This is a genomic window from Micromonospora sp. BL1, assembly GCF_003667485.1.
Classification (GTDB): Bacteria; Actinomycetota; Actinomycetes; order Mycobacteriales; family Micromonosporaceae; genus Micromonospora; species Micromonospora tulbaghiae.
The window spans coordinates 49,765-74,181 of sequence record NZ_RCVK01000241.1; the positions used below are offsets into that span (position 1 = coordinate 49,765).

Annotated in this window: 22 protein-coding genes; 13 read left to right on the plus strand and 9 right to left on the minus strand. The window is 70.4% G+C overall.

Annotation, left to right across the window (positions count from 1 at the left end; all coding sequences use genetic code 11):
- Positions 1-2 precede the first annotated feature (2 nt).
- Genes EAD96_RS16005 through EAD96_RS16020 form a run of 4 tightly spaced genes read left to right on the plus strand, consistent with a single transcriptional unit; the run spans position 3 to position 2,872 of the window.
- Entirely contained in the window at positions 3-317 is a 315-nt protein-coding gene (locus EAD96_RS16005; protein ID WP_121684863.1) for an L-rhamnose mutarotase, read from the plus strand.
- Positions 314-1,300: an aldo/keto reductase gene (locus tag EAD96_RS16010; protein WP_305034163.1), complete on the plus strand. Its 987-nt coding sequence runs from the start codon at positions 314-316 to the stop codon at positions 1,298-1,300. Before EAD96_RS16005 ends, EAD96_RS16010 begins: the two co-directional genes overlap by 4 nt.
- Positions 1,294-2,148 carry an amidohydrolase gene (locus EAD96_RS16015; protein WP_199733190.1) on the plus strand — a complete coding sequence of 285 codons (855 nt, stop codon included), beginning with the start codon at positions 1,294-1,296 and terminating at the stop codon, positions 2,146-2,148. Before EAD96_RS16010 ends, EAD96_RS16015 begins: the two co-directional genes overlap by 7 nt.
- Before the next feature lie 52 nt (positions 2,149-2,200).
- On the plus strand, positions 2,201-2,872 hold the full coding sequence (locus tag EAD96_RS16020; RefSeq protein ID WP_121684865.1) for a FadR/GntR family transcriptional regulator: 672 nt from the start codon (positions 2,201-2,203) through the stop codon (positions 2,870-2,872).
- Positions 2,873-2,882: 10 nt separating this feature from the next.
- On the opposite strand, the gene EAD96_RS16025 is transcribed toward EAD96_RS16020, so the two are convergent.
- Entirely contained in the window at positions 2,883-4,706 is a 1,824-nt protein-coding gene (locus EAD96_RS16025; protein ID WP_121684866.1) for a beta-galactosidase, read from the minus strand.
- A gap of 119 nt (positions 4,707-4,825) precedes the next feature.
- Here EAD96_RS16025 and EAD96_RS16030 point away from each other — a divergent pair, with 119 nt between their 5' ends.
- From EAD96_RS16030 to EAD96_RS16055, 6 genes are all read left to right on the plus strand, one after another.
- Positions 4,826-5,803, plus strand: a complete 978-nt coding sequence (locus tag EAD96_RS16030) for a LacI family DNA-binding transcriptional regulator (RefSeq protein ID WP_233585825.1) — start codon at positions 4,826-4,828, stop codon at positions 5,801-5,803.
- Between the two features lie 206 nt (positions 5,804-6,009).
- Positions 6,010-7,332 (plus strand): carbohydrate ABC transporter substrate-binding protein, encoded by a 1,323-nt coding sequence (locus EAD96_RS16035; RefSeq protein WP_199733191.1) that lies wholly within the window; start codon positions 6,010-6,012, stop codon positions 7,330-7,332.
- 122 nt (positions 7,333-7,454) lie between these two features.
- Positions 7,455-8,426 carry a carbohydrate ABC transporter permease gene (locus EAD96_RS16040; protein ID WP_233585827.1) on the plus strand — a complete coding sequence of 324 codons (972 nt, stop codon included), beginning with the start codon at positions 7,455-7,457 and terminating at the stop codon, positions 8,424-8,426.
- 11 nt (positions 8,427-8,437) lie between these two features.
- Positions 8,438-9,304 carry a carbohydrate ABC transporter permease gene (locus tag EAD96_RS16045; protein ID WP_121684868.1) on the plus strand — a complete coding sequence of 289 codons (867 nt, stop codon included), beginning with the start codon at positions 8,438-8,440 and terminating at the stop codon, positions 9,302-9,304.
- A 19-nt stretch (positions 9,305-9,323) separates the two neighbouring features.
- Entirely contained in the window at positions 9,324-9,506 is a 183-nt protein-coding gene (locus EAD96_RS16050; protein ID WP_121684869.1) for a hypothetical protein, read from the plus strand.
- Positions 9,507-9,549: 43 nt separating this feature from the next.
- On the plus strand, positions 9,550-11,535 hold the full coding sequence (locus EAD96_RS16055; protein ID WP_158614798.1) for a discoidin domain-containing protein: 1,986 nt from the start codon (positions 9,550-9,552) through the stop codon (positions 11,533-11,535).
- Positions 11,536-11,991: 456 nt separating this feature from the next.
- On the opposite strand, the gene EAD96_RS16060 is transcribed toward EAD96_RS16055, so the two are convergent.
- The 4 genes from EAD96_RS16060 to EAD96_RS16075 all read right to left on the minus strand — a co-directional run bounded on the left by EAD96_RS16060 (position 11,992) and on the right by EAD96_RS16075 (position 16,609).
- Positions 11,992-13,386, minus strand: a complete 1,395-nt coding sequence (locus EAD96_RS16060) for a GH1 family beta-glucosidase (RefSeq protein ID WP_121684921.1) — start codon at positions 13,384-13,386, stop codon at positions 11,992-11,994.
- A gap of 44 nt (positions 13,387-13,430) precedes the next feature.
- Positions 13,431-14,210, minus strand: coding sequence for a carbohydrate ABC transporter permease (locus EAD96_RS16065; protein WP_199733195.1), 780 nt, complete (start codon positions 14,208-14,210; stop codon positions 13,431-13,433).
- A gap of 130 nt (positions 14,211-14,340) precedes the next feature.
- Positions 14,341-15,273 (minus strand): carbohydrate ABC transporter permease, encoded by a 933-nt coding sequence (locus tag EAD96_RS16070; RefSeq protein WP_030500465.1) that lies wholly within the window; start codon positions 15,271-15,273, stop codon positions 14,341-14,343.
- A gap of 64 nt (positions 15,274-15,337) precedes the next feature.
- Positions 15,338-16,609, minus strand: a complete 1,272-nt coding sequence (locus EAD96_RS16075) for an ABC transporter substrate-binding protein (protein WP_121684872.1) — start codon at positions 16,607-16,609, stop codon at positions 15,338-15,340.
- Between the two features lie 207 nt (positions 16,610-16,816).
- On the opposite strand from EAD96_RS16075, the gene EAD96_RS16080 reads away from it, so the two are divergent.
- On the plus strand, positions 16,817-17,890 hold the full coding sequence (locus tag EAD96_RS16080) for a LacI family DNA-binding transcriptional regulator (protein WP_233585837.1): 1,074 nt from the start codon (positions 16,817-16,819) through the stop codon (positions 17,888-17,890).
- Positions 17,891-18,252: 362 nt separating this feature from the next.
- Here EAD96_RS16080 and EAD96_RS16085 read toward each other — a convergent pair whose 3' ends face one another.
- Entirely contained in the window at positions 18,253-20,937 is a 2,685-nt protein-coding gene (locus EAD96_RS16085; RefSeq protein WP_233585844.1) for a LuxR family transcriptional regulator, read from the minus strand.
- 97 nt (positions 20,938-21,034) lie between these two features.
- Between EAD96_RS16085 and EAD96_RS16090 the strand changes: the two genes are divergently transcribed.
- A complete protein-coding gene (locus tag EAD96_RS16090) occupies positions 21,035-21,448 on the plus strand; it encodes a hypothetical protein (protein WP_121684875.1) in 414 nt (137 codons plus the stop codon).
- Between the two features lie 169 nt (positions 21,449-21,617).
- Here the strand turns inward: EAD96_RS16090 and EAD96_RS16095 are convergent, their stop codons facing one another.
- From EAD96_RS16095 to EAD96_RS16105, 3 genes are all read right to left on the minus strand, one after another.
- The gene (locus EAD96_RS16095; RefSeq protein ID WP_233585859.1) at positions 21,618-22,127 is read right to left on the minus strand and encodes a hypothetical protein; all 510 of its coding nucleotides are present in this window, start codon (positions 22,125-22,127) and stop codon (positions 21,618-21,620) included.
- Positions 22,128-22,322: 195 nt separating this feature from the next.
- On the minus strand, positions 22,323-22,841 hold the full coding sequence (locus EAD96_RS16100) for a hypothetical protein (RefSeq protein WP_121684877.1): 519 nt from the start codon (positions 22,839-22,841) through the stop codon (positions 22,323-22,325).
- Between the two features lie 65 nt (positions 22,842-22,906).
- On the minus strand, positions 22,907-24,154 hold the full coding sequence (locus EAD96_RS16105; RefSeq protein WP_199733193.1) for a hypothetical protein: 1,248 nt from the start codon (positions 24,152-24,154) through the stop codon (positions 22,907-22,909).
- Between the two features lie 87 nt (positions 24,155-24,241).
- On the opposite strand from EAD96_RS16105, the gene EAD96_RS31010 reads away from it, so the two are divergent.
- Complete coding sequence (locus tag EAD96_RS31010) at positions 24,242-24,406, plus strand: hypothetical protein (RefSeq protein ID WP_158614799.1); 165 nt, start codon at positions 24,242-24,244, stop codon at positions 24,404-24,406.
- Positions 24,407-24,417: the final 11 nt, after the last annotated feature.

Consider the following 24,417-nt stretch of genomic DNA (forward strand, 5'->3'; position numbering starts at 1 on the left):
CGATGGCCGTGGAGATCGCTCTGCACACTGTCCTGAAGCCGGGTGCGCAGGCACGGTACGACGAGGTGCACGCGGTGATCCCGGAAGAGCTGGACCGGGCGCTGCGCGAGGCCGGGGTGCTCGGCTGGCGGATCTGGCGGGACGGGCAGCACCTGTTCCACCTGGTCCGGGTGGCGGACCCGGCGCACATGCGGCGAACGCTGCGCGACCACCCGGCCAACCAGGTCTGGCAACAGCGGATGGCGAAGCTGCTCGAGGTGGCCGACGACTACGACGACGACGGCCGAGGGCTGCCGATGGTCTGGGAGCTGCCGTGACCCGGACCGGCCTCGGCCTCGGCTGCGCCGCGCTCGGCAACCTGTACCGGGCGGTCACCGACGAGGTCGCCGCGGCCACCGTCGAGGCGGCCTGGACGGCCGGCATCCGCTACTTCGACACCGCGCCGCACTACGGGCTCGGACTGTCCGAGCAGAGGCTGGGCCGCGCGCTGCGCGGCCGGCCGCGGGACGTCTACACGGTCAGCACCAAGGTGGGCCGGCTGCTGGTGCCCGACCCGGCCGGCGCCGGCCGCCCGGATCCCGAGGGGTTCGTCGTGCCCGCCACCCACCGGCGGGTCCGCGACTTCAGCCGCGACGGCGTCCGCCGCTCCCTCGACCAGAGCCTGGAGCGGCTCGGGCTCGACCGGGTCGATCTGGTGCTGCTGCACGACCCGGAGGGGCACGACCGGGCGGCGCTGGACGAGGCGTACCCGGCTCTCGCTCAGCTGAGGGCGGCCGGCGTGGTGGGCACGATCGGGGTGGGGTCGAAGGACCCCGGCATCCTGCAGCGGTTCGTCACGCAGACCGACGTGGACACGATCCTCCTGGCCGGCCGGTACACGCTGCTGGAGCAACCGGCTCTGGACGAGTTGCTACCGGCCTGCCTGGACCGGAACGTCCAGGTGATCAACGCCGGGGTGTTCAACAGCGGCCTGCTCGCCGTCGCCGACCCGCACGAGGGCCTGCCGTACGAGTACGGCCCCGCGTCCGACGGCGTGCTGCGGCGAGCGCGGGCGCTGGCCGGCGTCTGCACCCGGCACGGCAGTTCGCTGCCCGCGGCGGCGCTCGCCTTCGCCGGCGGTCATCCCGCGGTCGCCTGCGTGCTGCTGGGCGCGCAGACGCCCGAGGAGCTGATCCGCAACGTGGCCCTGTTCCGGTGTCCGCCACCGGCGGCGTTGTGGGCCGACACGGTGGCGGCGGGGCTGCTGCGCCCGGACGCGCCGCTGCCGTCCGCGGATCACGAGGGGGAGCCGGCATGCTGACGGTCGACGCCCACCATCACCTCTGGCAGGTGCCGCAGGCGTACGCCTGGCTGGACGACGACCGGATGCGGATGATCCACCGCCAGTTCACCGTCGCGCAGCTGCAGGCGCAGCTGCGCTCCGCCGGGGTGGGCCGGTCCGTGCTGGTCGAGGGTGGCCGCTGCGACGAGGCCGAGTCCGACGACCTGTTGCGGTGGGCGGCCGAGGCGCCGCAGATCGCCGGCGTCGTGCTCTGGGCCGACCTGGCCGATCCGGCGCTCGCCGGCCGCCTGGCCCGGCACCTGCGGCGGCCCGGCGGTGACCGGGTGGTCGGGGTACGCAGCCAGGTCCAGGGCGAACCGGATCCGGATCACCTCGACCGCCCGGACGTCCGGGCGGGACTGCGGGCGGTCGAGGCTGCGGGACTCGCCTTCGATCTGGTGGTCCGGGTCGACCAGCTGCCGTCCGCCGCCCGGGCGGCCGCCGCGCTGCCGCAGCTGCGCTTCGTGCTGAATCACCTCGGCAAGCCGGAAATCCGGGCGGGCGCGGCCGGGCTGGCCCGGTGGCGCGGGCCGTTCGCTGCGCTCGCCGAGCAACCCAACGTCGCGGCCAAGGTGTCCGGCCTGGTGACCGAGGCGGACTGGGACTCGTGGCGCGCCGACGACCTGCGCCCCTTCGCGCGGGAGGCGCTGGAGCGGTTCGGGCCGGACCGGCTCATGTTCGGCTCGGACTGGCCGGTGTGCCTGCTCGCTGCCAGCTACGGCCGGGTCCGGGCCGCACTGCTGCAGGCCTTGGCGCCGTTGTCCGAGGCGGCCCGGACGGCGATTCTCGGCGGCACCGCGGCGCGCGTCTACGGCCTGCGGGTCTGATCCGCGCCATCATGGCGACGCCCGTACCCTGAACTTTTCCGCGGAGGCAGCGATGGCCCTTACCGACGAGGCGATCGGCAAGATCAAGTCGATGATCACGTCCGGCGAGCTCGGCCCCGGTGACCGGCTGCCCAAGGAGGGTGATCTCGCACAGCGGCTCGGCCTGTCGCGCAACTCGCTGCGCGAAGCGGTGAAGGCGCTGTCGATCATCCGGGTGCTGGACGTCCGGCAGGGCGACGGCACGTACGTCACAAGCCTCGCCCCGCAGCTGCTGCTGGACACGCTGGGCTTCGTCGTGGACTTCCACCAGGACGACACCGTGCTCGAGTTCCTGGAGGTCCGGCGCATCCTGGAGCCGGCGGCCACGGCGCTGGCCGCGCAGCGGATGAACGCTGAGGACGTCGCCAAGCTGCAGGCCGTGCTCGACGGCCTCGGTGACACCCTCGACGTCAAGGCGCTGGTCGCGAACGACCTGGAGTTCCACCGGCTCGTCGCGGTGGGCTCCGGCAACACGGTGCTGTGCTCCCTGCTCGAGGGCCTCTCCGGGCCGACCACCCGGGCGCGGATCTGGCGCGGTGTCACGCAGGAGGGCGCGGTCGCCCGGACCCGCGAGCAGCACCAGGCCATCGTCGACGCGATCGCGTCGGGTCAACCCGACCTGGCGCGGTCCTGGGCGACCGTGCACGTCGCCGGGGTGGAGGAGTGGCTCCGCAAGGCGCTGTGACCGCCGTCGCTCAGTCGAACTCCTCGACGTACTCCTCGGCCGGTCCCAGCTCCGGGCGGTCACGCAGTTCCAGGACCGGGCCGAGCCGGTCGGTCTCCAGCACCACCACCGTGTTCTCCCCGGCCCGCAGCAGTGGCGCCGGGCAGTAGAGCGTCACCTGCGGGCCGATGTCCCAGTACCGGCCGAGCAGGAACCCGTTGACCCAGACCACGCCGTGCACCGAGCCGGGCAGGGCGAGGAAGGTGTCGGCCGGCTCGTCGACGCGGACCGTCGCGACCGCGAAGCCGGCCTCGGTGCGGGCCGGCCCGGTTCCGGTGGCCCGCAGCAGGTCGTCGGCCGTCCACTCGGGCAGCGCGATCGGTGTGCTGGTCCAGCCGTGCACGATCCGCCGGTCGACCAGCACCGGCCCGAGCAGCCCCTTGTGCTGCCCGACCAGCGGCCCGTAGTTGATCCGGCCGAGGTTCTCCACCAGGATCTCCAGGCGTACGGCCGCCCCCGTGCCGCGGATCGGCAGCTCGCGGTTGTCGGCGTCGGCGATCCCGAGCGGCACCCCGTCGGCGAACACGACCGCCCGGTCCCGGACGTCGCTCAGGACGATCCGGTGTTCGCCGGCCGGGATCCTCGGCCGGGCGGTGAGCAGCATCATGCCCGCGTCCAGTCCGAGCTGCTCGAAGCTGACCGGCTGCGGGGTGTTCACCGTGAGCGCCGGCACGGCGCACAGCCCGGCGAGCAGATCGGCGCAGTGCGTCAGCGGCACCCGGGCCGGGGGCAGCACCGGCATCCGCTCGGGCACCCGCACCGGCGCGGTGGCGCCGAGCACCGCCCGCATGGCGTGGAACTTGGCGGTCAGCGTGCCGTCCTCGGCGATCGGGGCGTCGGAGTCGTAACTGGTGACGGTGGGCTGGATCCGGCCCTGACCGGCGTTGGCGCCCGCCCACAGCCCGAAGTTGGTGCCGCCGTGTGCCATGTAGATGCTCACGCTGCCACCATCGGCCACGATGGCGTCCAGGGTGCCGGCCGCGCTGTCCACCCCGCGGACGTGATGCCGTTCGCCCCAGTGGTCGAACCACCCGTTCCAGTACTCGGCGACCACGAACGGCTCATCCGGGCGGAGCCGCCGGAGCAGGTCCCGGGCGGCCGTGGGCTTCGAGCCGAGCGTGATCGCGGCGAGCGTGCCGGGGATCGTGCCGGCGTCGAGCATGAGCTCGGTCGGTCCGTCGGCGGTGAACAGCAGCTCGGTGATGCCGCGGGCGAGCAGGGCGGACCGGTTCCAGCGCAGGTAGGCGTGGTCGTCGCCGTAGCTGCCGTACTCGTTCTCGATCTGGACCGCCACGACTGGCCCGCCGGCGCTCGCCTGCAGCCCGGCGATCCGGGGGATGAGCTCGTCGAACCACCTTTCGACCGACCCGATGAACGCCGGATCGGAGCTGCGCAACGCCATGTCGCGGGCGGTGAGCCAGGCGGGCAGGCCGCCGTTCGACCATTCCGCGCAGATGTAGGGGCCGGGCCGCACGATCACGTCCAGGCCCTCGGCGCCGGCCAGCGCGATGAACGCCTCGACGTCGTGCCAGCCGTCGAACCGGGGCGCCCGGTCCGCGCGCGGCTGGTGGAAGTTCCAGGCCACGTACGTGTCGACGGTGTTGAGCCCGAGGTCGACCAGTCGCCGGATCCGGTCGTGCCAGAGGTCGGGGTGCACGCGGAAGTAGTGCATGGCCCCGGACAGGATGCGGTGCGGGATGCCGCGCCTGTACAGCCGCCGGTCATGCCAGCCGAGCGTGGGGGAGACCGTGGTGGCCGGCTCCGGCGCTACGCCCGACGTGGTCGTCTCGATCATGGCGTGAGCCTATGTTACCGATGCCATAGCGAACAATGGCGCTATGATCAGGCCACCCCGAGTCTGAGGAGCGGCAGAACAGCATGACCGAGGCCATCACGCGTAACAGGCAGCCGAGCATGGCTGACGTGGCACGCGCTGCCGGTGTGTCGGCGCAGACGGTCTCGCGGACCCTGCGCGATTCTCCGAACGTCAACGCGGAGACTCGCCGGCGGGTGCTCGACGCCGTCGACCAGCTCGGATACCGCTACAACAGCGCCCCCAAGGTGCTGTCCTCGGGTCGCAGCTTCACGCTCGGGCTCGTGCTGCTGCAGGCCGGCGGCTACTTCTCGCGGTCCGCGGTGACCGACGGCGTGGAGGCCGCGGCCCGCGCCGCGGGCTACTCCGTCAGCATCACCACCATCGCCGAGCTGGATCCGGCGCTGATGGAGAAGGCCCTGTTCAAGCTCTCCGACCAGGGTGTCGACGGCATCGTCATCGCGGTTCCGCTGATCTCGGTGACCCAGCGGATGGAGGACATCACCCGGGAGATCCCCACCGTCACGGTGGACGGCTCCCGGACCACCGGCGCCAAGGTGCTCGGCATCGACCAGCGCGAGGCCGGCCGGATCGCCACGCAGCACCTCCTGGAGCTGGGACACCGTCAGGTCTGGCACGTGGCCGGGCCGGACGAGTGGATCGAGGCGCGCCAGCGCCGGCAGGGCTGGCAGGAGGCCCTGGCCGAGGCCGGTATCGACGCGCCGCCGCCGCTGGAGGGCGACTGGTCGCCGGAGTCGGGCTACCGGCAGGGCCGGATCCTCGCGATGATCCCCGAGGTCACCGCGGTCTTCGCGGCCAGCGACGAGATGGCGTTCGGAGTGATCAAGGCGTTGCGTGAACGGGGCCGGTCGGTGCCGGAGGACGTGTCGATCGTGGGCGTGGACGACATCGACCTGGCGGCCTACTGCCACCCGCCGCTGACCACGGTGCGGCAGGACTTCTACCGGTCGGGCGCGGCCGCGGTCGCCGTGCTGCTCGGCTCCGCAGGCGCCGTCGAGCCCGCCGTCGAGCCGCCGACCCTGACGGTCCGGGCCTCCACGGCGCCGCCGGCCCGCTGACCCGCCGTACCGCCGCCCTGCTGACGGGCCGACCGGCCCGTCCCGTCGGCCATGCCCGCCGCCGCTGCCGGACGGAGCGTGTCCCTCCGCATCAGCATCGATCTTGACTACTCATGTTATCGGTGCCACAGTAACAATGCCTGGCTGACCGAGCGATTTGGCGCAGGCCAATTCACCCATGCGCGCTCGCCCACGAAGGACCACTCATGATGAAAAGATCATTCGTCCTCGCCGCCGCGGCGGCGACGGCGCTGAGCCTGATCGCCGGCTGTTCCGGAGGCGGCGACGCCACTGCCGGGGACAAGAAGATCCTCAAGATTGCCGCCTTCGAAGGCGGCTACGGCCGCGAGATGTACACCGAGCTCGTCGCCGCGTACCAGGCCAAGAACCCCGGCCTGGACGTGCAGCTGCAGATCTCGAAGTCTCTCGAGGACGAGATCAGCCCGAACATGAAGGCCGGCAAGTTCCCGGACGTCGTGGTGCTGCCCCAGGGCCGCAAGGCCGCCCTGTCCGAGACTCTGGTCAAGGACAAGGCGCTGGAGGACCTGACCGGCGTGCTGGACATGACCGTGCCCGGCGAGCAGACCACCGTGCGGGCCAAGCTGGCCGACGGGATCATCGGCCTCGGCACCAACCCGTACGGCGATGACAAGACCTACCTCATGCCGATGTTCTACGCGCCGACCGGCCTGGTCTACAACAAGGCCCTCTTCGCGCAGCACGGCTGGCAGGTCCCGGCCACCTGGGACGAGATGTTCGCGCTCGGCGAGAAGGCCAAGGCGCAGGGCATCGCGCTGTTCACCTACCCGACCGCCGGGTACCTCGACTCGTACTTCTACGCGATGCTCGCCAACGTCGGCGGCACGGAGTTCTTCAACAATGTGATGACCTACCAGCAGGGCGTCTGGCAGACCCCGCAGGCACGCCAGACCCTGGACATCACCGCCAGGCTGCTGGGCTACGCGGCGAAGACCACGGTCGGCTACGCCAACGAGCAGGACTTCACCAAGAACCAGCAGTCGATCCTGGACAACAAGGCGCTGTTCATGCCGAACGGCACCTGGGTCGTCGGCGAGATGAAGGACGCGCCGCGGGCGAAGGGCTTCGCGTGGGCCATGACCCCGCTGCCGGCGGTCACCGCCGGTGGTAAGCGTCACCTCACCACGATCATCGAGTCGTCCTGGATCCCGAGCGGCGCCGCCAACAAGGACGCCGCCAAGCAGTTCATCGCCTACCTGTACTCGGACGAGGCCGCCAAGATCTTCGCAAAGTCCAGCGCGATCCAGCCGATCAAGGGCATCGCTTCCAGCGTGACCGGCGAGATCGCCGACTTCTACAAGCTCTACGACGACCCTGCCATCACCGCGCTGGTCGGCGGCTTCGCCAGTAGCGCCCCGGTCGAGGGCGTGAGCATCAAGACCACCCTGTTCGACACCGCCAACAGCATCGTCAGCGGCGACAAGACCGTGGAGCAGTGGCAGGCCGCGCTCAACGACGCCAGCGAGAAGCTGCGGCTGGCCGGCAAGTGAGCACGCGGCGGCAGCCCCGGGGCTGGGCTGCCGCCGCGCCCGCTCGCGCGGGTCACCCCAATGTCCTTCCCGGCCGTTCGTTGCGGCCATCCCGTCCCGGCTAGAGGCAAGGACCGGTCACGGTGACAACCACCATCACCCCACCATCGGGCGCCGCCGAGCAGGCACCCAGCGAACCCCCGGCGCGCCTGCGCCACGCCGTCACCCGCCGGCGGCGTGGCAACGGCCGATTCGTCGCCGCCTGCCTGCTGCCTGCGCTGGCGCTGTTCGCGCTCTTCATGATCTGGCCCACGCTGAGCGTCTTCCGGATGTCGCTCTACACGTGGAGCGGCTTCTCCCCGAAAATGCGCTTCGTCGGCTTGGACAACTTCACCAAGCTGATCGACGACCAGCAGTTCCTGCGCGCCTTCCAGAACACGGTCGCGTTGCTCGTGATCGTCACCGTCGTGACGATGGGCCTGGGCCTTTCGCTGGCGGCCATCATGACCCGGCAGAAGCTGCGCGGCCGAAACCTCTACCGGTTCATCCTCTACATCCCGAACGTGCTGTCGGTCGTGGTCATCGCGGCCATTTTCTCGGCCGTCTTCGACCAGGAAAACGGCTTGATCAACGGTACGCTGCGGCTGCTGTCGCTGGACGGGCTGCAGCAGGTCTGGCTCGGTGACCAGGGTGTGGTTCTCTGGTCGGTCGCCATCGCGATGGTCTGGCAGGCACTCGGCTACTACATGGTCATCTACATGGCCAGCATGGCGAGCATCCCGGAGGAGCTCTACGAGGCGTCCGCGCTCGACGGCGCCGGCACCGGCCGGCAGTTCTTCACGATCACGCTGCCGCTGATCTGGGAGACCCTGCGCACGACACTCACCTTCTTCGTCCTCAGCGCGGTCAACCTCAGCTTCGTGCTGGTCCGGGCGATGACCGGCGGCGGACCGGACGGTGCCTCCGACGTGCTGCTCAGCTACATGTACCAGCAGGCCTACACGAACTCCTCGTACGGCTACGGCATGGCCATCGGCGTGGTCATCTTCGCCTTCTCGTTCCTCGTGTCGCTGCTGGTCAGCCGCGCGACTCGGCGTCAGCCCCTCCAGTACTAGAGGACGGTCCCATGTCCACCATCCGCAAGTCCGGCCGGACCTTCTCCACCCTGCTGCTCACCGTGATCGCGCTGCTCATCGTGATCCCGGTCGGCTGGGTGCTGGTGGCCTCGGTCAAGCGGAAGAGCGAGTTCTTCGGCAGCCCGTGGACGCTGCCGGAGGGCCTGCACCTGCGCAACTACGTCGACGCCTTCGTCACCGCCGGTATGGGCGGGTACTTCGCCACCTCGGTGCTCGTGACGCTGCTCGGGCTGGTCCTGGTGCTGGCGGTCTCGGTGCCGGCCGCGTACGCGGTGGCCCGCTACGAGTTCCGCGGCAAGCGCCTGGTCGAGACGGCGCTGATGGCCGGGCTGTTCATCAACGTCAACTACATCGTGGTGCCGATCTTCCTCATGCTTGTCGACTGGGACCGGGCGTTGCTCGACGTCTTTCCAGACGGCTTCTTCATCGACAACCCGGCCATGCTGGCGCTGGTCTACGCGGCCACCTCGATCCCGTTCACCATCTATCTGCTCGCCTCGTACTTCCGGACGATCCCGGGCGACTACGAGGAGGCGGCGTTGCTGGACGGCGCGTCCCGGTTCCGGATCATGACACTTGTGATGCTGCCGATGGCCCGCCCGGCGGTCACCACGGTGACCCTCTTCAACTTCCTGGCCTACTGGAACGACTTCATCATCGCGCTGACCCTGCTGCCCGGCGAGGGCAAGACGCTGCAGGTCGGCCTGCTCAACCTGATGACCGCGCAGAAGGCGGCCGCCGACTACGGCCGGCTCTACGCCGGCATGGTCATCGTCATCGTGCCGGTGCTGCTCGTCTACGCGCTGATCCAGCGCCGCCTCATCGAGGGCATGGCTGCCGGCGGCGTCAAGGGCTGAGGTTCGAGGAGGGACTGTCATGAAGGATTCGACACGCGGCGCGGTGCTCATCGCCGGCCGGGCGGCGCTCGCGCTCGCGTGCGTCGTCACCGTCGTCGTCGCCCGGCCCACCGTCGGCTGGGCACACCTCGCCGTGATGCTCGGGGCGCTCGCCGTCCTGCTGCTCCTACTCGCCGGATACAACCGCAAGTTCCGATCTTGATTGCTCCTGTCGTCCCCCCGCACAGTTAGGACAGTCGATGCGCATGTTCCGAACAACCCTCACCGCGCTACCGCTGGTAGCCGCCGCAGTCCTGGTCGCCGCGCCCCCGGCAGCGGCCGCGAACACCACCTACTACGTCGACTGCTCCGCGACCGCGGCGGGCAGTGGCACCCAGGCCAGCCCCTGGAACAGTTTCGCGCCGGTGAACTCCCGGACGTTCACCTCCGGTGACCAGATCCTGATCCGGCGCGGCACCACCTGCGCGGGCCAGCAACTGTGGCCCAAGGGCTCGGGCAGCGCAGGCGCGCCCAACATCGTCGACGCGTACGGCACCGGCGCCAAGCCCATCCTGGCCGGCAACGGGGCCGTAGACGACGTGGTGAAGCTCTACAACCAGCAGTACTGGGAGATCCGGAACCTCGACATCTCCAACCAGGGTGCGGCGCCGGCAGCCCGTCGGGGCGTGCACATCATCCGCGAGAACTCCGGCACCGGCACCTATTACCGGGTCACCGGCGTCGACGTGCACGACATCAACGGCGTACAGAACAAGAAGGACGACAACGCGAGCGCCGGCATCTTCTTCGAGGTGCTCGGCAATTCCGTGCAGACGAAGTTCGACGACGTGGTGATCGCCGACAACACGGTCCGGGCGGTGGACCGCTACGGCATCCACTTCTGGACCCGGTGGATGACCCGGCCGGAACTGGCCAACCCCAACTGCGGCTCGACCTGTGGTGCCTGGCACCCGCAGACCAGGGTCGTGGTGCGCGGCAACACCGTCACCGACATCGGTGGCGATGCGATCGTCGTACACCACACCCAGGGCGCACTGGTCGAACGCAACCGGGTGGACGGCTTCCGGATGCGCGACACCAACTGCGCCGCCGGCGTCTGGGGCTGGAACGTCAACGACACCCTGTTCCAGTTCAACGAGGTCAGCGGCGGCCGTAGCACCTGCGACGGGCAGGGCTTCGACCTCGACGAGGGCAACATCCGCACCATCTACCAGTACAACTACAGCCACGACAACGAAGGCGGTTTCATCCTGCTGTGCAACGGCGGCGGGTCGACCACCAAGGACAACATCGTGCGCTACAACATCAGCCAGAACGACCGCGGTGACGTGGTCGACCTCATCTGCGGGAAGATCACCAACACGAAGATCTACAACAACGTCTTCTACGTCGGTCAGAACGCCAGAATCATCAACAACACCAACGGGTCGACCGGCGCCAACGCCGAGTTCTACAACAACATCTTCTACGTGACCAGCACCGGCTCCAGCTACGTCAATGCCGGCTCGCTGCTGTGGAACTCGAACACCTTCTACGGCCAGCACCCGGCCGGCGAGCCCGCCGACCCGGCCAAGAGCACGGCGGACCCGTTGATGGTCGGTCCGGGCACCGCCACCTCGATCAGCAACGCCGGTGGGTACCGGCTGCGGGCCGGCTCGCCGGCCCTGGCCAGCGGCCAGGTCATGACGAACCCGGGCAGCCGGGACTTCTTCGGCGGAGCGGTCACCGCGGGATGCCGTCCCGACCGGGGCGCGCACCAGCTGACCACCACCTGCGCGCCCGGTGGCGGCGTCGTCCCGCGCACCGGCTGGTCGGTGCGGTACGTCGACAGCCAGGAGACGGTGGCCGAGAACGGGGCGGCGACCAACGCGTTCGACGGCAACATCAGCACGATCTGGCACACGAAGTACACCGGCGGCAGTGACCCGGCGCCGCACGAGATCCAGATCAACATGGGCGCGAGCTACTCCGTTTCGGGCCTGCGTTACCTGCCCCGGCAGGATGGCGGCTCCGGCGCGGCCAACGGGCGCATCGGCCAGTACGAGGTGTACGTCAGCACCGACGGCACCAACTGGGGAACGGCCGTGGCCACCGGCACGTTCGCCAACGACGCGAGCCAGAAGGACGTCCGGTTCACCGCGAAGACCGGGCAGTACTTGCGGCTGCGTGCCGTGAGTGAGATCGCCGGCAACCCGTGGACGTCGGCCGCGGAGATCTACGCCCTCAACTGAGGCTCGTCCGTGCGTTCCTGGGGGAGCGACCGCACGGGACGGTAAGGCATGGGGTGGCCGCCGCGGAGCGGGCACCCCATGCCGTTACAAGCCGGCTGCGCCCCGGCGCCAGACGAAAGACGCATACGAACACCAGGTATCGGTCCGCTGAACAGGGATGACACGGTGCACTCCCGAAGAGCCGACGACTTCCGGGGTCAGTCTTCACCGAGCGGCGGCACAGGTCGGATCCTTGATCTGGCAGGGATCGGGTTCACGACTGCCTCGGGTGACCGAAGGCTCCTACGCTGAAATTTGTGGAAGATGTCGATGACGCCCGTGAGCTCGTTGAGCAGCGGATGCCCGCCACGGGGTCCGAGGAGGCTGGCCCTCGACGCCCCGCCGGGCGAGCCCGGCGCCCACGCCCCGCCTTCATGATCGATGAGCTTGTTCCGGCCACGAGCCGCGGGCGGCGCTTCAGGTGGAGGTGCGTTCCCGCCACGCCCGCAAGCGGTCACCCAGCCAGTGGTAGCTGGCCTTGGGCGTACGGATTCCGGTGCGGTAGTCGACGTGGGCCAGACCGAAGCGGGGCCCGTACCCGCGGGCCCACTCGAAGTTGTCGATGAGCGACCAGTAGAAGTACCCCCGCAGATCGAGCCGGTCGTCGACGGCGGCCGCACGGGCCGCCGCCGCCAGGTGCCCGGCCACGAACGAGATCCGTTCCGGGTCCGGCTCGGGTCCGTCCCGCAGGTCGGCGCAGCCGTTCTCCGTCACGTACACGGCAGGCAGGCCCGGGTAACGGTCCGCGAGCCCGGTCAGGGTGTCGAACAGCCCTTGCGGCTCCACCGGCCAGCCCAGGTCGGTGGTGGGCAACCCGTCCGGCCGTAGCTGCCGGACCCCGATGTCGAACGCGCTGCGCAGCGCCGGGTCGGGCTGCTCGTACGGGGCGTCGGCGACGTGCACCCGGTAGTAGTAGTTGACACCGAGGAAGTCCAGCGGCGTGGAGATCACCGCCAGGTCACCGTCCCGGCGGAACGACAGATCGCTCACCCCGGCGTAGAGCCGCTCGAACCCGGGCGGGTACGCGCCGCCCAGCACCGGATCCGTGAACTGCCGGTTGAGCATGAGATCCTGCCGATCCGCCGCCGCCCGGTCGGCCTCGGTATCGCCGGCCGGCACGGCGGGGGAGAGGTTGAGCGTGATGCCGACGCGCGACCGCGGCCCGGCGGCGGACCGGACTGCGGCGACCGCCCTGCCGTGCCCGAGCAGCAGGTGGTGGGCGGCGGCCAGGGCACCATGTCCTTCGGCGGTGCCGGGAGCGTGCCGGCCCTCCGCGTAGCCGACCATCGACGAGCAGTACGGCTCGTTCAGCGTGATCCAGTCCTGGACCCGGTCACCGAGGACGCCCGCCACCACGGCGGCGTACTCGGCGAACCACTCGGCGGTGTCCCGCACCCGCCAGCCACCCTCGTCCTCGAGCGCCTGGGGCAGATCCCAGTGGTACAGCGTGACGAACGGCCGGATGCCGTGCCCGCACAGGGCGTCGACGAGCCGGTCGTAGTAGTCGAGGCCCCGCCGGTTCACCGCGCCCCGCCCGGCCGGCATGACCCGCGGCCAGGCGACCGAGAAACGGTAGGCGTCCACGCCGAGGCCGGCCAGCAGGTCCACGTCCTCCCGCCAGCGGTGGTAGCTGTCACAGGCGACCGAGCCGGAGGTGCCGTCGTCGACGGCACCGGGGCGGCGGCAGAAGGTGTCCCAGATCGACGGCCCGCGGCCGTCCTCGTCGACCGCCCCCTCGATCTGGTACGCCGCGGTGGCCGTGCCCCAGCTGAAGCCGGCCGGCAGGTCCGGCAGCTCGGGCAGCTCGGGCAGGTCCGGTCGGGTTGCGGCCGCGGCGGCGCCTTCGGATGTGGTGGTCACCCCTTCACCGCCCCCTGCATGATGCCGTCGACGAGATGCCGGCCGAGGAGCATGAAGACGACGAGGATCGGCAGCGTGGCGAGCAACGTGCCGGTCAGCGTCAGGGTGTAGTCGGTGGTGTAGCCGCTGGCCAGTGCGGAGAGCGCCACCTGCACGGTCGCGTTGTCCTGCAGCACGACCAGCGGCCAGAAGAAGTCGTTCCACGCCTGCATGAAGGTGAACAGCCCGAGCACCGCCGCGGCGGGGCGGGCCGCCGGCAGGACGATGTGCCAGTACAGGCCGAATGTGCTGGACCCGTCGACGCGGCCGGCCTCCAGCAGTTCGTCGGGTACGGCGCGGCCGAGGTACTGGGTCATGAAGAAGACGCCGAACGCGGTTACCAGCCCGGGCACGATCACGGCGGTGAGGCGCCCGGTCCAGCCGAGGTCGGCCATCAGGATGTACAGCGGGATGATGCCGAGCTGGTGCGGCACCATCGAGGTCGCGATGGCCACGACGAGAAGCGCCTTTCGGCCTCGGAACCGCAGTTTGGCGAAGGCGAATCCGGCCAGGGTCGAGAAGAACACCACGGAGACGGTGACCGAGCCGCTGACGATGAAGGAGTTCACCAGGGCTCGGCCGAAGTCGGTCGTGTCGAACACGCGCGCGATGTTGTCGAAGAGGTGCCCGCCGGGCACCAGGGCCGGCGGCACCTTCGTGACGGCGTCGCTGGTCTGCGAGGACACGACGATGGACCAGTAGAGCGGGAAGACCGACCCGGCCACGACCGCCAGCAGGGCGCCGTAGCTCCAGACCGAGGCCTTGCGTGGGTACCCGAAGCTCCGGCGCCGGTGGGACCGGCGTTGCGGCGGCGAGGGTGTGGTGCCGGTCTGTACGGGGTCCGCGAGGGTGGTCACGGCGTTCTCCTCAGTCCTCGTCCTTGGCGATGCGCCGGGTGAGCAGGAAGTTGATGATCGCGAAGATGGCGATGACCAGACAGAGCGTCCAGGCGACCGCCGAGGCGTAGCCGAAGCGGAACTCCCGGAACCCCTGCTCGTACATGAACAGGGCGACGGTCTGGAACTGCCGGTCGGAGCCGCCGGTGGGCGTCTGGGAGCTGGCGAACAGCAGGGGTTCGGCCATGATCTGCAGGCCGCCGATCGTCGAGATCACCGTGGTGAAGATGATCGTCGGCCGCAGCATCGGGACGGTGATCCGCCTGAACTGCTGAGCCTGCGACGCGCCGTCGAGGTCGGCGGCCTCGTACAGGTGGTGCGGGATCGCCTGCATCGAGGCGAGGTAGATGAGGGCGTTGTAGCCGGTCCACCGCCAGGCGACGATGAACGAGATGGCCAGGTGGGAGCTCCAGGTGTTGGCCTGCCAGTCGATCGGGCCGATGCCGACGAGGCCGAGCGCCCAGTTGACCATGCCGAAGTCGCGGCCGAAGAGCTGGGTGAAGACGATCGTCACCGCCACGATCGAGGTGACGTTGGGCAGCAGCACGCCCATCCGTAGCGCGGTGCGGGCCCGCAGCCGGTGGTTGAGCAGGTGGGCGATCCAGAGCGCGGCGAGCAGTTGCGGCACGGTGGACAGCACCCAGATGCTGAGTGTGTTGCCCAGGGCGTTCCAGAAGTACGCGTCCTGCAGCATCTCGCGGTAGTTCGCGAGGCCGACCCAGCGGTGCGACCCGGAGTCGAGCAGGTCCCAGTCATTGAACGAGACGTACGCCGTGTACAGCAGCGGGAACAGCCCGAACGCGCCGAACAGCAGGAAGAACGGCAGGATGTAGAGGTAGGGCGAGCCCTTGGTGTCGAGCCGGCTCAGGCCGGCCCGCCGGGCCTGGTGGAGGTAGGTGGCCATCGTCGATCCTTCGTCGCCGGGCGCCGCCGGCGGTCAGGGGTGACCGCCGGCGGCGCGGGTCGAGTTACCTGGCGAGGCGCTCGACGTCGCTGACCATCTGCTTCCAGGACTCGTCGGGCCTTTGCTTGCCCTGTTCGATGCGGACGAGGGCGTCGCGGATGGTGGTCTGCACGTCTCCGGCTCGCGGGCCCTGGTGCTGGGGCTTGAGTTGCTTCGCCGCGGTGGTGAAGAGCTGGCCCACCGGGGCGTTGTTGAAGAAGGCGTCCTTGTACTGGGCAATGTCGGGCTTGTCGTAGAGAGCCGGGATGGACGGCAGGTTGCCCCGCGCGGTGAACACCTTGGCCTGCTGCTCCGGGGCGGTCAGCCACGCCGCGAGCTTCTTGGCCTCCTCGATGTGCTTGCCCTGCTTGGGAACGGTGAGGTACGAGCCGCCCCAGTTGCCGCCGCCGCCCGGGACGCTCGCCACGTCCCACTTGCCGGCGGCGTGCTTCGCCTGGTCCTTGATCTTGGTCATCATCCAGGCCGGGCACGCGATGGTGGCGAACTGGTCCTTCGCGAAGCCGTTGTTCCACTCCTGCGAGCTGCCGATCAGCTTGGCCGACAGGTTGCTCTGGATCGCCTTCGCCGTCAGGTCCCAGGCCTTTCGGACATCGGGGTTGCTGCTCACGACGATGGCGTTGTCCTCGTTGTAGTACCCGACCGGGGCCTGGCCGATGATGGCGTTGAACAGTTGGCCTCCGCCATCGAAGAAGGCGCTGCCGGCCGGGGCCTTCGCCGCGTACCGCTTGCCGAACTCGATGTACTGGTCCCAGCCGCTGCCCCAGGCGGCCGACACCTGGTCGCGGTCGAACGGCATGCCGGCCTTCTCGAACAGGTCACGCCGGTAGCAGATGGCCAGGCCGCCGACGTCGGTGCCGTACCCGATCTGCTTGCCGTCCTTGGCCAGCGACGCCGCCCACTTCCAGTCGAGGTACTCGGACTGGCGGTCCTTGCCCAGGTCGACGAAGAGGTTGCCCCGCTCGCGCATCTGAGCGATGAAGCCCGTGTCGACGCCCTCGATGTCGCCCGCGCCGGAGCCGGTGGCCAGGTGGGTGATCAGGTCGCGATGATGGTCGTTGTAGGCGGCCGTGCGCTCCTGGATCGTGATGTTCGGGTGCGACTTCTGGTACTCGGCGTACAGGTCCTGGTACCCGAAGTTGCCGAACAGGTTGACGTTCAGGGTGATCTTTTCGTCGCCGCCGCCGGAGCCTCCCTCAGTGCCGGTGCCACACGCGGTCAGCAGTACTCCGGCGGCCAGGGTGGCCGCCGCTAGTCGCAACAGTCGGTTTGGGTGCATGCCAGGGAACCCTTTCGTGCGATGTAACCGGTTACCTGAAACCGGTTACATTGTCGGCGAAGCGATGGTGGTGGGGGTGGGTGGAGTTGGATGAAGATCGGATGTCGGCCGAGTTGCGGGTGGCATCCGACGAGCGCCTTTCCTGAGAAGTGTGAACGGGTTCGGCTAGGGGGTGTCAAGCTACGAAACGGTAACGGTCGATGCGGCTTGACCGGCGGACATCGCTGGCGCTATGGTCGTGAAACCGGTTACAGAGAAGGCACCGCATTGACCACTATCAGGGAGTTGGCGCGCCGCTCCGGCGTGTCCGTCGCCACCGTGTCCCGCGTCTTCAACACCCCCGAGGTCGTCAGCCAGCACACCCGCCAGCGCATCCTCGACCTGGCCGCCGAGATCGGCTACCTGCCGAACGGGTCGGCCCGGACGCTCGCCACGAAGAAATCCAACATGGTGGGTCTGGTGTGGGACACCGACCATCGCCGCCCTGGATGGCGCCACCCATTCCTGCAGGAGATCCTCGTCGCGCTCAAGACGGCGCTCAGCGCGCACGGGCTGAACCTGCTCATGCTCGCCGGCCACGACGCGGCGGGGCCCGACGACGGGCAGCGATACGTGCGCGCCGTCCGCCAGCACAACCTCGACGGCGCGGTCATCATCGACAACGGCACCCGGGACCCGGCCGTGCTCGCCCTCGTCGAAGCCCAGGTGCCGTGCGTCGCTCTCGACCTGCGGGTCGACGGCCCGACGTCGACCTACATCACCTCGGACAATGCCGGCGGCGCGGCGCTCGCCGTGCGCCACCTGGTCGAACGCGGCCACCGGCGCATCGCCACCATCACCGGCCCGCTGCGAACCTGGCCGGGAGCCGAACGGCTCGTCGGCTTCCGGGCCGCGCTGGCCGGGGCCGGCCTGCCGCTCGCCGACGGCCACGTCGTCGAGGCAGACTTCTATCTCGACGGCGGTCACGCCGCGATGGACCGGCTGCTCGCCCTCGACGACCGCCCTACCGCAGTGTTCGTCGCCGGTGACGAGATGGCTGTCGGCGCGATGCGGGCGGCCCAGGCGGCCGGCCTACGGATCCCCGACGACATTGCGATTGTCGGCTTCGACGACATCGAGGTGGCCGCGCTGATCCCGCCCGGGCTCAGCACCGTCGCCCAGAACAAGCCCGGCTTCGGCACGGCCGCCGCCGAGGCGCTGGTCGCCATGCTGCACGGTGGCGACGACCCGCCCAAGCCGACCGTGTTGCCGACGACGCTGGTCGTCCGCGGCACCACCTGACCCGAACCGCGAGACGTCGGCGCCGTCCGCTCTGGATCGTGCTGCTGCTCGCGGTCGCTGTTGCCGGAGCCGCTGTCACCGACCCCGCAACCGGACCTGCCTCGAGCGTCACACCCGTGCCTGGGCGAGGTCGCGGCCGGCGGTGGCTCGAATGATCCGGGGCCAGGTCCATGCGGCGCGCAGGATGAAGGCCAGAGGAGCGGGTCCCGCAGTTCGAAGTCTTGATGGCGGCCATCGGGCGATGGAGCGACGGGGTCTCGTCGCCCGCCCGAAGTGGTCACCGAGGCCGGGCATAACGGAAGGCTTTGGCCTGCGGTGATGTGGGCGATGAATCCGGTGTGACCTCCCGCGGGCGGCCGTCCTCACCCGGTGGACGCGACCCCGACCAGTGTCGCCAGCTGAGCCCGCGACGTGATGCCCAGCTTGGGGAACGCCTTGTAGAGGTGGTAGCCCACGGTCCGTGGGCTGAGGAAGAGTTGGGCGGCGATGTCGCGGTTGGAGGCGCCGGCGGCGGCCAGCCGCACGACCTCGCGTTCCTGCGCCGTGAGCACGCTGAGCGGGTCGCCGGCCCGGCGCGGCGCGGCCGGGACGTCCCCGGTCGCGCGCAGCTCGGCGCGGGCCCGCCGGGCCCACGACTCCGCGCCCAGCCGGTCGAAGACCTCCAGCGCGGCGCGGAGCTGGGTGCGTGCATCCGCCCGCCTCCGGGCCCGCCGCAGCCACTCGCCGTAGGCGAGTCGCGTCCTCGCCTGCTCGTACGGCTGGTCGTCGCCGTCGTGGGCGCGAACGGCGGCGACGAAGTGCGCCTCGTCCTGCTCCACCAGGGCCCGGCAGCGCAGGGCGACCGCGTCCGAGGCCGGTTGACGGACATGCCGTGCCCAGGTCACGTAGCGCTCCAGCGGCTCGGCGGCCCGCTCCGGCCGGCCACTGCGGACCGCCGCCTCGACGAGATCGGCGGCGGCGAGCGCCCCGAACCCGGTCGGCGGGATCCGTTCCAACTGCTCCAGAGCGGCGTCCGCGTTCCCCTGGCCGAGTTCGAGCCGGCCGAGCGCCCAGCGTCCGAGGGTCGCCGCGAGGACCAGGTTGCGGTCGTCGGCCCGCCGGACGCCGTCCTCGGCCCTCGCGCGGCACCCCGCCACGTCCTCCTGATGAGCGAGCACCCAGGCGAGACAGCAGGTGAGGTGGATGACCCGGTGCTCGTGACCCAGGTCGGTCGACAGCCGCAGCCCTTCGTCGAGGGTCGCCCTCGCCTCCCCGTAGCGGCCCTGTAGCCCTTGCGCGAACCCCTGGTCCTGGAGGGCGAACGCCAGCCAGCCGATCATCCCGCTCGTCCGGCAGTCCGCCACGACCCGCCTGGTGAGTTCCTCGCAGAGGGCCGCGCGGCCCGTCGCGAGGGCGGCGCCGGCGGTGAAGGTCAGTCCGGGAACGCCCAGCCCGGCGAGCCCGGACGGGTCCAGCGCGCCGCCGGTGAGCGGCAGCCCACCCGCGAGGTCGCCGACGAGCAGCCGGGTCAGCCCCACCGCCTGGCCGACCAGCGGCGAATTGGTCGCCGGCAGCTCGTGGAGCACCGTCGCCGCCTGTTCGGCCAGCGTCGCGTCGCCGGCGAACCAGGCGCAGCGAACCGCCTCCACCAGCAGCCAGGTCGCCTGCTCGGGGTCGCGCGCCGCCACCCGGGGCGCGGCGTCGAGGATGATCCGGCCGGCGGCCAGCGGCGTCCCCAGCTCGACCTCGCGGTGGGCGCGGACCTGGGTCAACGCCACGATCATCGCCGGGTCGTCCACGTCGGGCGTGGCGTTTGCGGCGAGCGCGGCGGCGCGGTCGGTCAGACCGGCGTCGCTCGCGGCCAGCGCCGCCGCGGCCAGCCGAGCGGATCGGCGTACCGGATCGACGGTGAGTTCGGCGGCCCGCTGGTAGGCAGCCGCCACCGCGGCGTGACCGCCCCGGGTACGGGCCCGGCCCGCCGTCTCCTCCAGCTTCCGCGCGACGTCCTCATCGGGACCGAGCGCGGCGGCGGCCAGGTGCCAGATGCGCCGGTCGGCGGCGTCGGGCGAGGCCGAGCTGCTCAGCGCGTCGGCGAGCGCGCGGTGTACGGCGAGGCGGCGGCTCACCGACGCGCTCTGGTATGCGGCAGCCCGGATGAGGGGATGACGGAAACCGACGGCCGTCCCGTTGATCCCGATGAGCCGGCTCCGCTCGGCGGCTTCGAGACCGTCGAGCGGAGCGCCGGCGGCGACCAGCGTCGCGAGTTCGCCCGAGCCTTCCGCTGCCGCGACCAGGAGAGCGGTGCGCGCGGCTTCGGGCAGCGCGGCCATCTGCGCGAGGAAGGCCTCCTGGATCCGCTCCGCCACCGGCATCGCCCCCACCGGCGACAACCGCCCGGTCCGCTGTTCGGGGGTCAGCGCGGCCGGCAGCTCGATGAGCGCCAGCGGGTTGCCGGCCGACTCCTGGACGAGGCGCTCCCGGACCTGCGGCGGAAGATCGGCGGGGAGCAGGGCGGTGGCGGCCGTGTCGTCGAGCCCGGCGAGACGGTGTTCGGGAAGGCCGGTGACCGGGAGGTCCGGACGGGCGGCGAAGATCATGGCGACACCCTCGGCGCCGAGCCGGCGCGCCGCGAACACCAGGGCGTCGACGGACGCCTCGTCGCACCATTGCACGTCGTCCACGAGGCAGAGCAGTCCGCCGTCCCCGGCCAGCTCGGACAGGAGGCTGAGGGTGGCCAGGCCCACCAGGAACCGGCTCTCCGGTGGCGCGTCGCGCAGCCCCAAGGCGGCACCGAGCGCCCTCGCCTGCCCGTCGGGCAGCGCGTGGATCCGGTCGAGCCCGGTTCGCAGGAGCAGGTGCAGCGCGGCGAACGGCAACGCCGCCTCGGACTCGATACCGACACCGTGCACCACCCGCATGCCGGTCGCCCGCAGCGCGGCGTACTCCAGCAGCGCCGACTTGCCGATTCCCGCCGGACCCCGGAGAACCAGGGCGCCGCTGCGACCTTCCCGGGCGCCGTCCACCAGCCGGTCGATCTGCGCCTGTTCCTCGACCCGCCCGTACAGCACGACTGGCAACCTACCGTCACGATGACGGATTCGGCATGGCCACCAGCTCCGTAGCTTCGTGATCAGACGCACGTCAGCACCACGAAGGGACTTCGAGATGGCCACCATCGCCAGTACCGTCCGGACCGCCGACGACGCCAAGCTGCTCCGCTTCGCCCTCAAGCAGGACGCGATCGGCTCCGGCGCCAACGGCGTCGTCTACCTCGCCGCCGCGGCGATCTTCGGCCGGCTGTTCGGCCTTCCCGCCGGTCTTCTCTACCCCGTTGGCGCCTTCCTGGTCGTCTTCGCGGCCACCCTGCTCCTCCTCGCGTCGAGGCCCACGGTGAGCCGACCCGCCGTGGCGGTCGTGATCGCCATCAACATCGCCTGGGTCGCCGCGAGCGTCGAGGTGCTCGTCGCCGGCTGGTTCCCGTTGACCACCCTCGGCGTCGCGCTCGTGATCGCACAGGCGGTGGTGGTCGCCGGATTCGCCGCCCTCCAGATCATCGGCCTGCGACGGACGGCCTTCTGATTCGTACCGATCCCGGGTGCCCGTTCCGGGCCGGAGCGGGCACCCGGGGATCCAGCCCGCCGGCCGATCCGGTCGGCGCCCGTTCAGTGACCGACACGCCCGAACCGCCTGCGCCCACCACGGACGCCTGGTGACCCTGCGGCAGTCGACGCATTCACCCGCGGCTGGGTCAGGCCGGGGGATCGTCTCGGAAGAGGGCTTCCTTCACACCTCGACCGCCCCAGCGGGTGGCGACGAGTTCGGGACGGGGACGGGTCGGCTCGGGCACCCCGCGGTGTCGTCTGGTGTCGGGCGCCGGGCGGTCCCAGTCAGCGACCAGGCCGAAAGGATCGGTGGCGCGGTCCGGCTCATCGTCACATCGCTCCCGGACAACCATCGCTGGGTGGAAGCGCAGTTCCTGCGCCACGTTGCAGTCATCTGCCCGCGAAGCGACCACGGCGTCGCAGCCCCGACACGCGACACAGGGGATCCATCCCACCACCGACCAGCAGCCCGTGCGGACACGGTCATGGACGAAGCGTGTCCCGCGTACGTCGCCGGGTGAGAGGACGAAGGTGCCGGCGACCTGATCACGGCCGTAGGCGGCATCGTCGATCGCGTAGGCGCCGGGGTCCAGGAGTGGCGGGTTCACGTGGTGGCAGTCCAGGAGCGACCAGTGCGGCTCCGCCGGCAACTCCACCAACCGGACCGGGACGCTCAGCGTGTTCCCACAGCCCGCACACCGAAAGCGCTCCACTGCCGCAGTGTGGCATCGCAGCCGGGCGACGGCATCCGAGATGTGCCTACCTCGGCAGGCTGCGATCTGCAAGGCGTTGGACGTGCGTGGTCTGATCTGGCGGGTCCGTCAGGATGGGTCCGTCAACGGGCACCGCTGTCAGAGTGGTGGATCTTCGGTCGCTGGGGCGGGCGGTTGGTCGCGCCCCACGGCCTGGACCCGTGCCCGGTCGCCGTGGAAGTCCGGGTTGAGGCGGTCAGCCAGACACGACCGGTGCGCGACGAACGACGCGCATCCGGGTCCCTCGCTGCTGCGCACATCCACGGTGACGCCGTCGCCGCCGGGGCTGAGTACGGTGAGCTCACCGCAGCATCCGCACGGCCAACTGAACTCCCGCAGATCCGAGGCACGCATCGTGAGGCGTACCCAGAGGGGCGGGTGGTACCTGCTGATTTCCTGGACGACTGCGTCGACCTGTTCGCCGATCGGCGGGTATTCCTCGGGCAGCGCCCGAGACGTGCCTGACGGGCTGTCGATGAAGCCGGCGTCGACCGACGAGCCCACAGTCTCATGTCCGAGGACAGCGGTCATTACTCCCCAACGCTCATGGCTGACGATGGTCGCTCGGACGGCGGCGCCCACCACCAGGTCACCGCCGAGGCTGTCGAAACGCTGCATCGGTTGATCGTCGCGCACCGCTCCGTCGGCGTCACACAGGCATGCCTGCCACCCGGCCGAAGCGCTCACCGAGCCTGCGCGGAGGGGAGTGGCTTGCCCTGCGGTGATGCGGCCGGGTGATCCGCCTTGAGCCCGTTCATGGTTGCTCCGATCTTCAGCCACGAGGGGTCGCTGTCGGACGCCTCGGTGATCGTTCTCAGTTCGCCGGGCTGCCAGGTGCGGGTTCCGTCGGTGAGATCGAGTTCGTCGATGTCGGTGGCTGAGGACTCGGCGGTGCCGGTGAGGAAGGTGCGGACTGCGTCGGTTGCTCCCTCCGCTGTGGTGGCCGGTCCTCCCGAGAGCACGACGAGGGTGCCGTCGCCGGCGACGATCAGTTCGCCGGTGGCGGCGGCTGTCAGAGCGGTCACCGGGGTTCCGGGCAGAACCTCGTGCTCGGTCACCTGTCGCCCGTCGATTTCCAACTCGATGAGGGCACCTTCCGGTGTGCCGATCCAGAGGACGCCCGGGGACGGGCCGAACGCGACGTTGTGGCGCGACCAGGCGTTCATGCTCTCGAGCCATTCCTCGGGGTACGGGTACCCGGGACAGGGATCCCCGAGTGTCAGGCCGAGAAGCCGGCGCAGGGACGGGAAATCGAAGACTTCCAGCGAGTTGTCGTAGGCGTTGCCCCGTATCGCGAAGTGCCGTCCGTCCGGGCTGAAGATCGGAGTTTGGTAGCCGTCGCAGTCGAGGATCAACGCGCGTCGCAATGGCCGCAGCACAGGCTGGGTGTCTTGCGAAAAGCGCACCAGCGTGGCGCCTTGGTCGCTTTGCAGGGTGGCGACCAGGCCCCCACCGGGGTGCGCCGCGACTCCGGTGTCCCAGCGCGGTCCGGTCGAGGTCGTGCCGGAGGCGAGGTCGAGCGCGATGGACGACTCCCAGCCGTTCTCGCCGTCGTTGGGCGACAGCCAGAGCGTCCGACCGTCCGGACTGAACGCCACCTCTCGTGAGTACTCGGCCGGCGGTACGCCGTCGATCGGGGCGGTTCCCGATGGAGTCCAGCAGACCGTGCTGGTGTCGTCTGCGATGACCAGCTGCGGTTCAGTCGGATGCCAGGCGGCAGAGGGTGTCCGCTCGGCGCGGTCGTAGCCGCTGGCGTCGTAGCCAGCCGCACCCGTACCGAAGGCGCCGATCTCGCGTAGCTGCCCGACCGTGTACTCCCAGATCCTGATCGTCGGACGGTCGGTGTCCCACCCGGCGACCAACGGCAGCGTGGGGTGGCACAGCAACCGCCCGAGCGTCGCTCCGCAGCGCATCCTCGCCAAGGTTTGCACCGGCACACCCTAGCGGCACCGATGTTCTCCGGCGCAGCAAGCGAGGCCGCCCGGCGGCTGATCCAACAGGCCGCGGCTCGATCCCTCATGCCGAGCACACTGTTGCCCCCGCCGGTGGCGATCCTCTACGGTCGGCTCAAGCGGTGGGCGGTGCGGTCCGCATCCGACCGACACCGCCGGGTGCCCGTCGCGCGGGCCGGGATGGTGGAGTCCCGGGCCACCCCGTCGGCGGTCGACGCGGCGGTCGTGTGACTCCAGCTCGT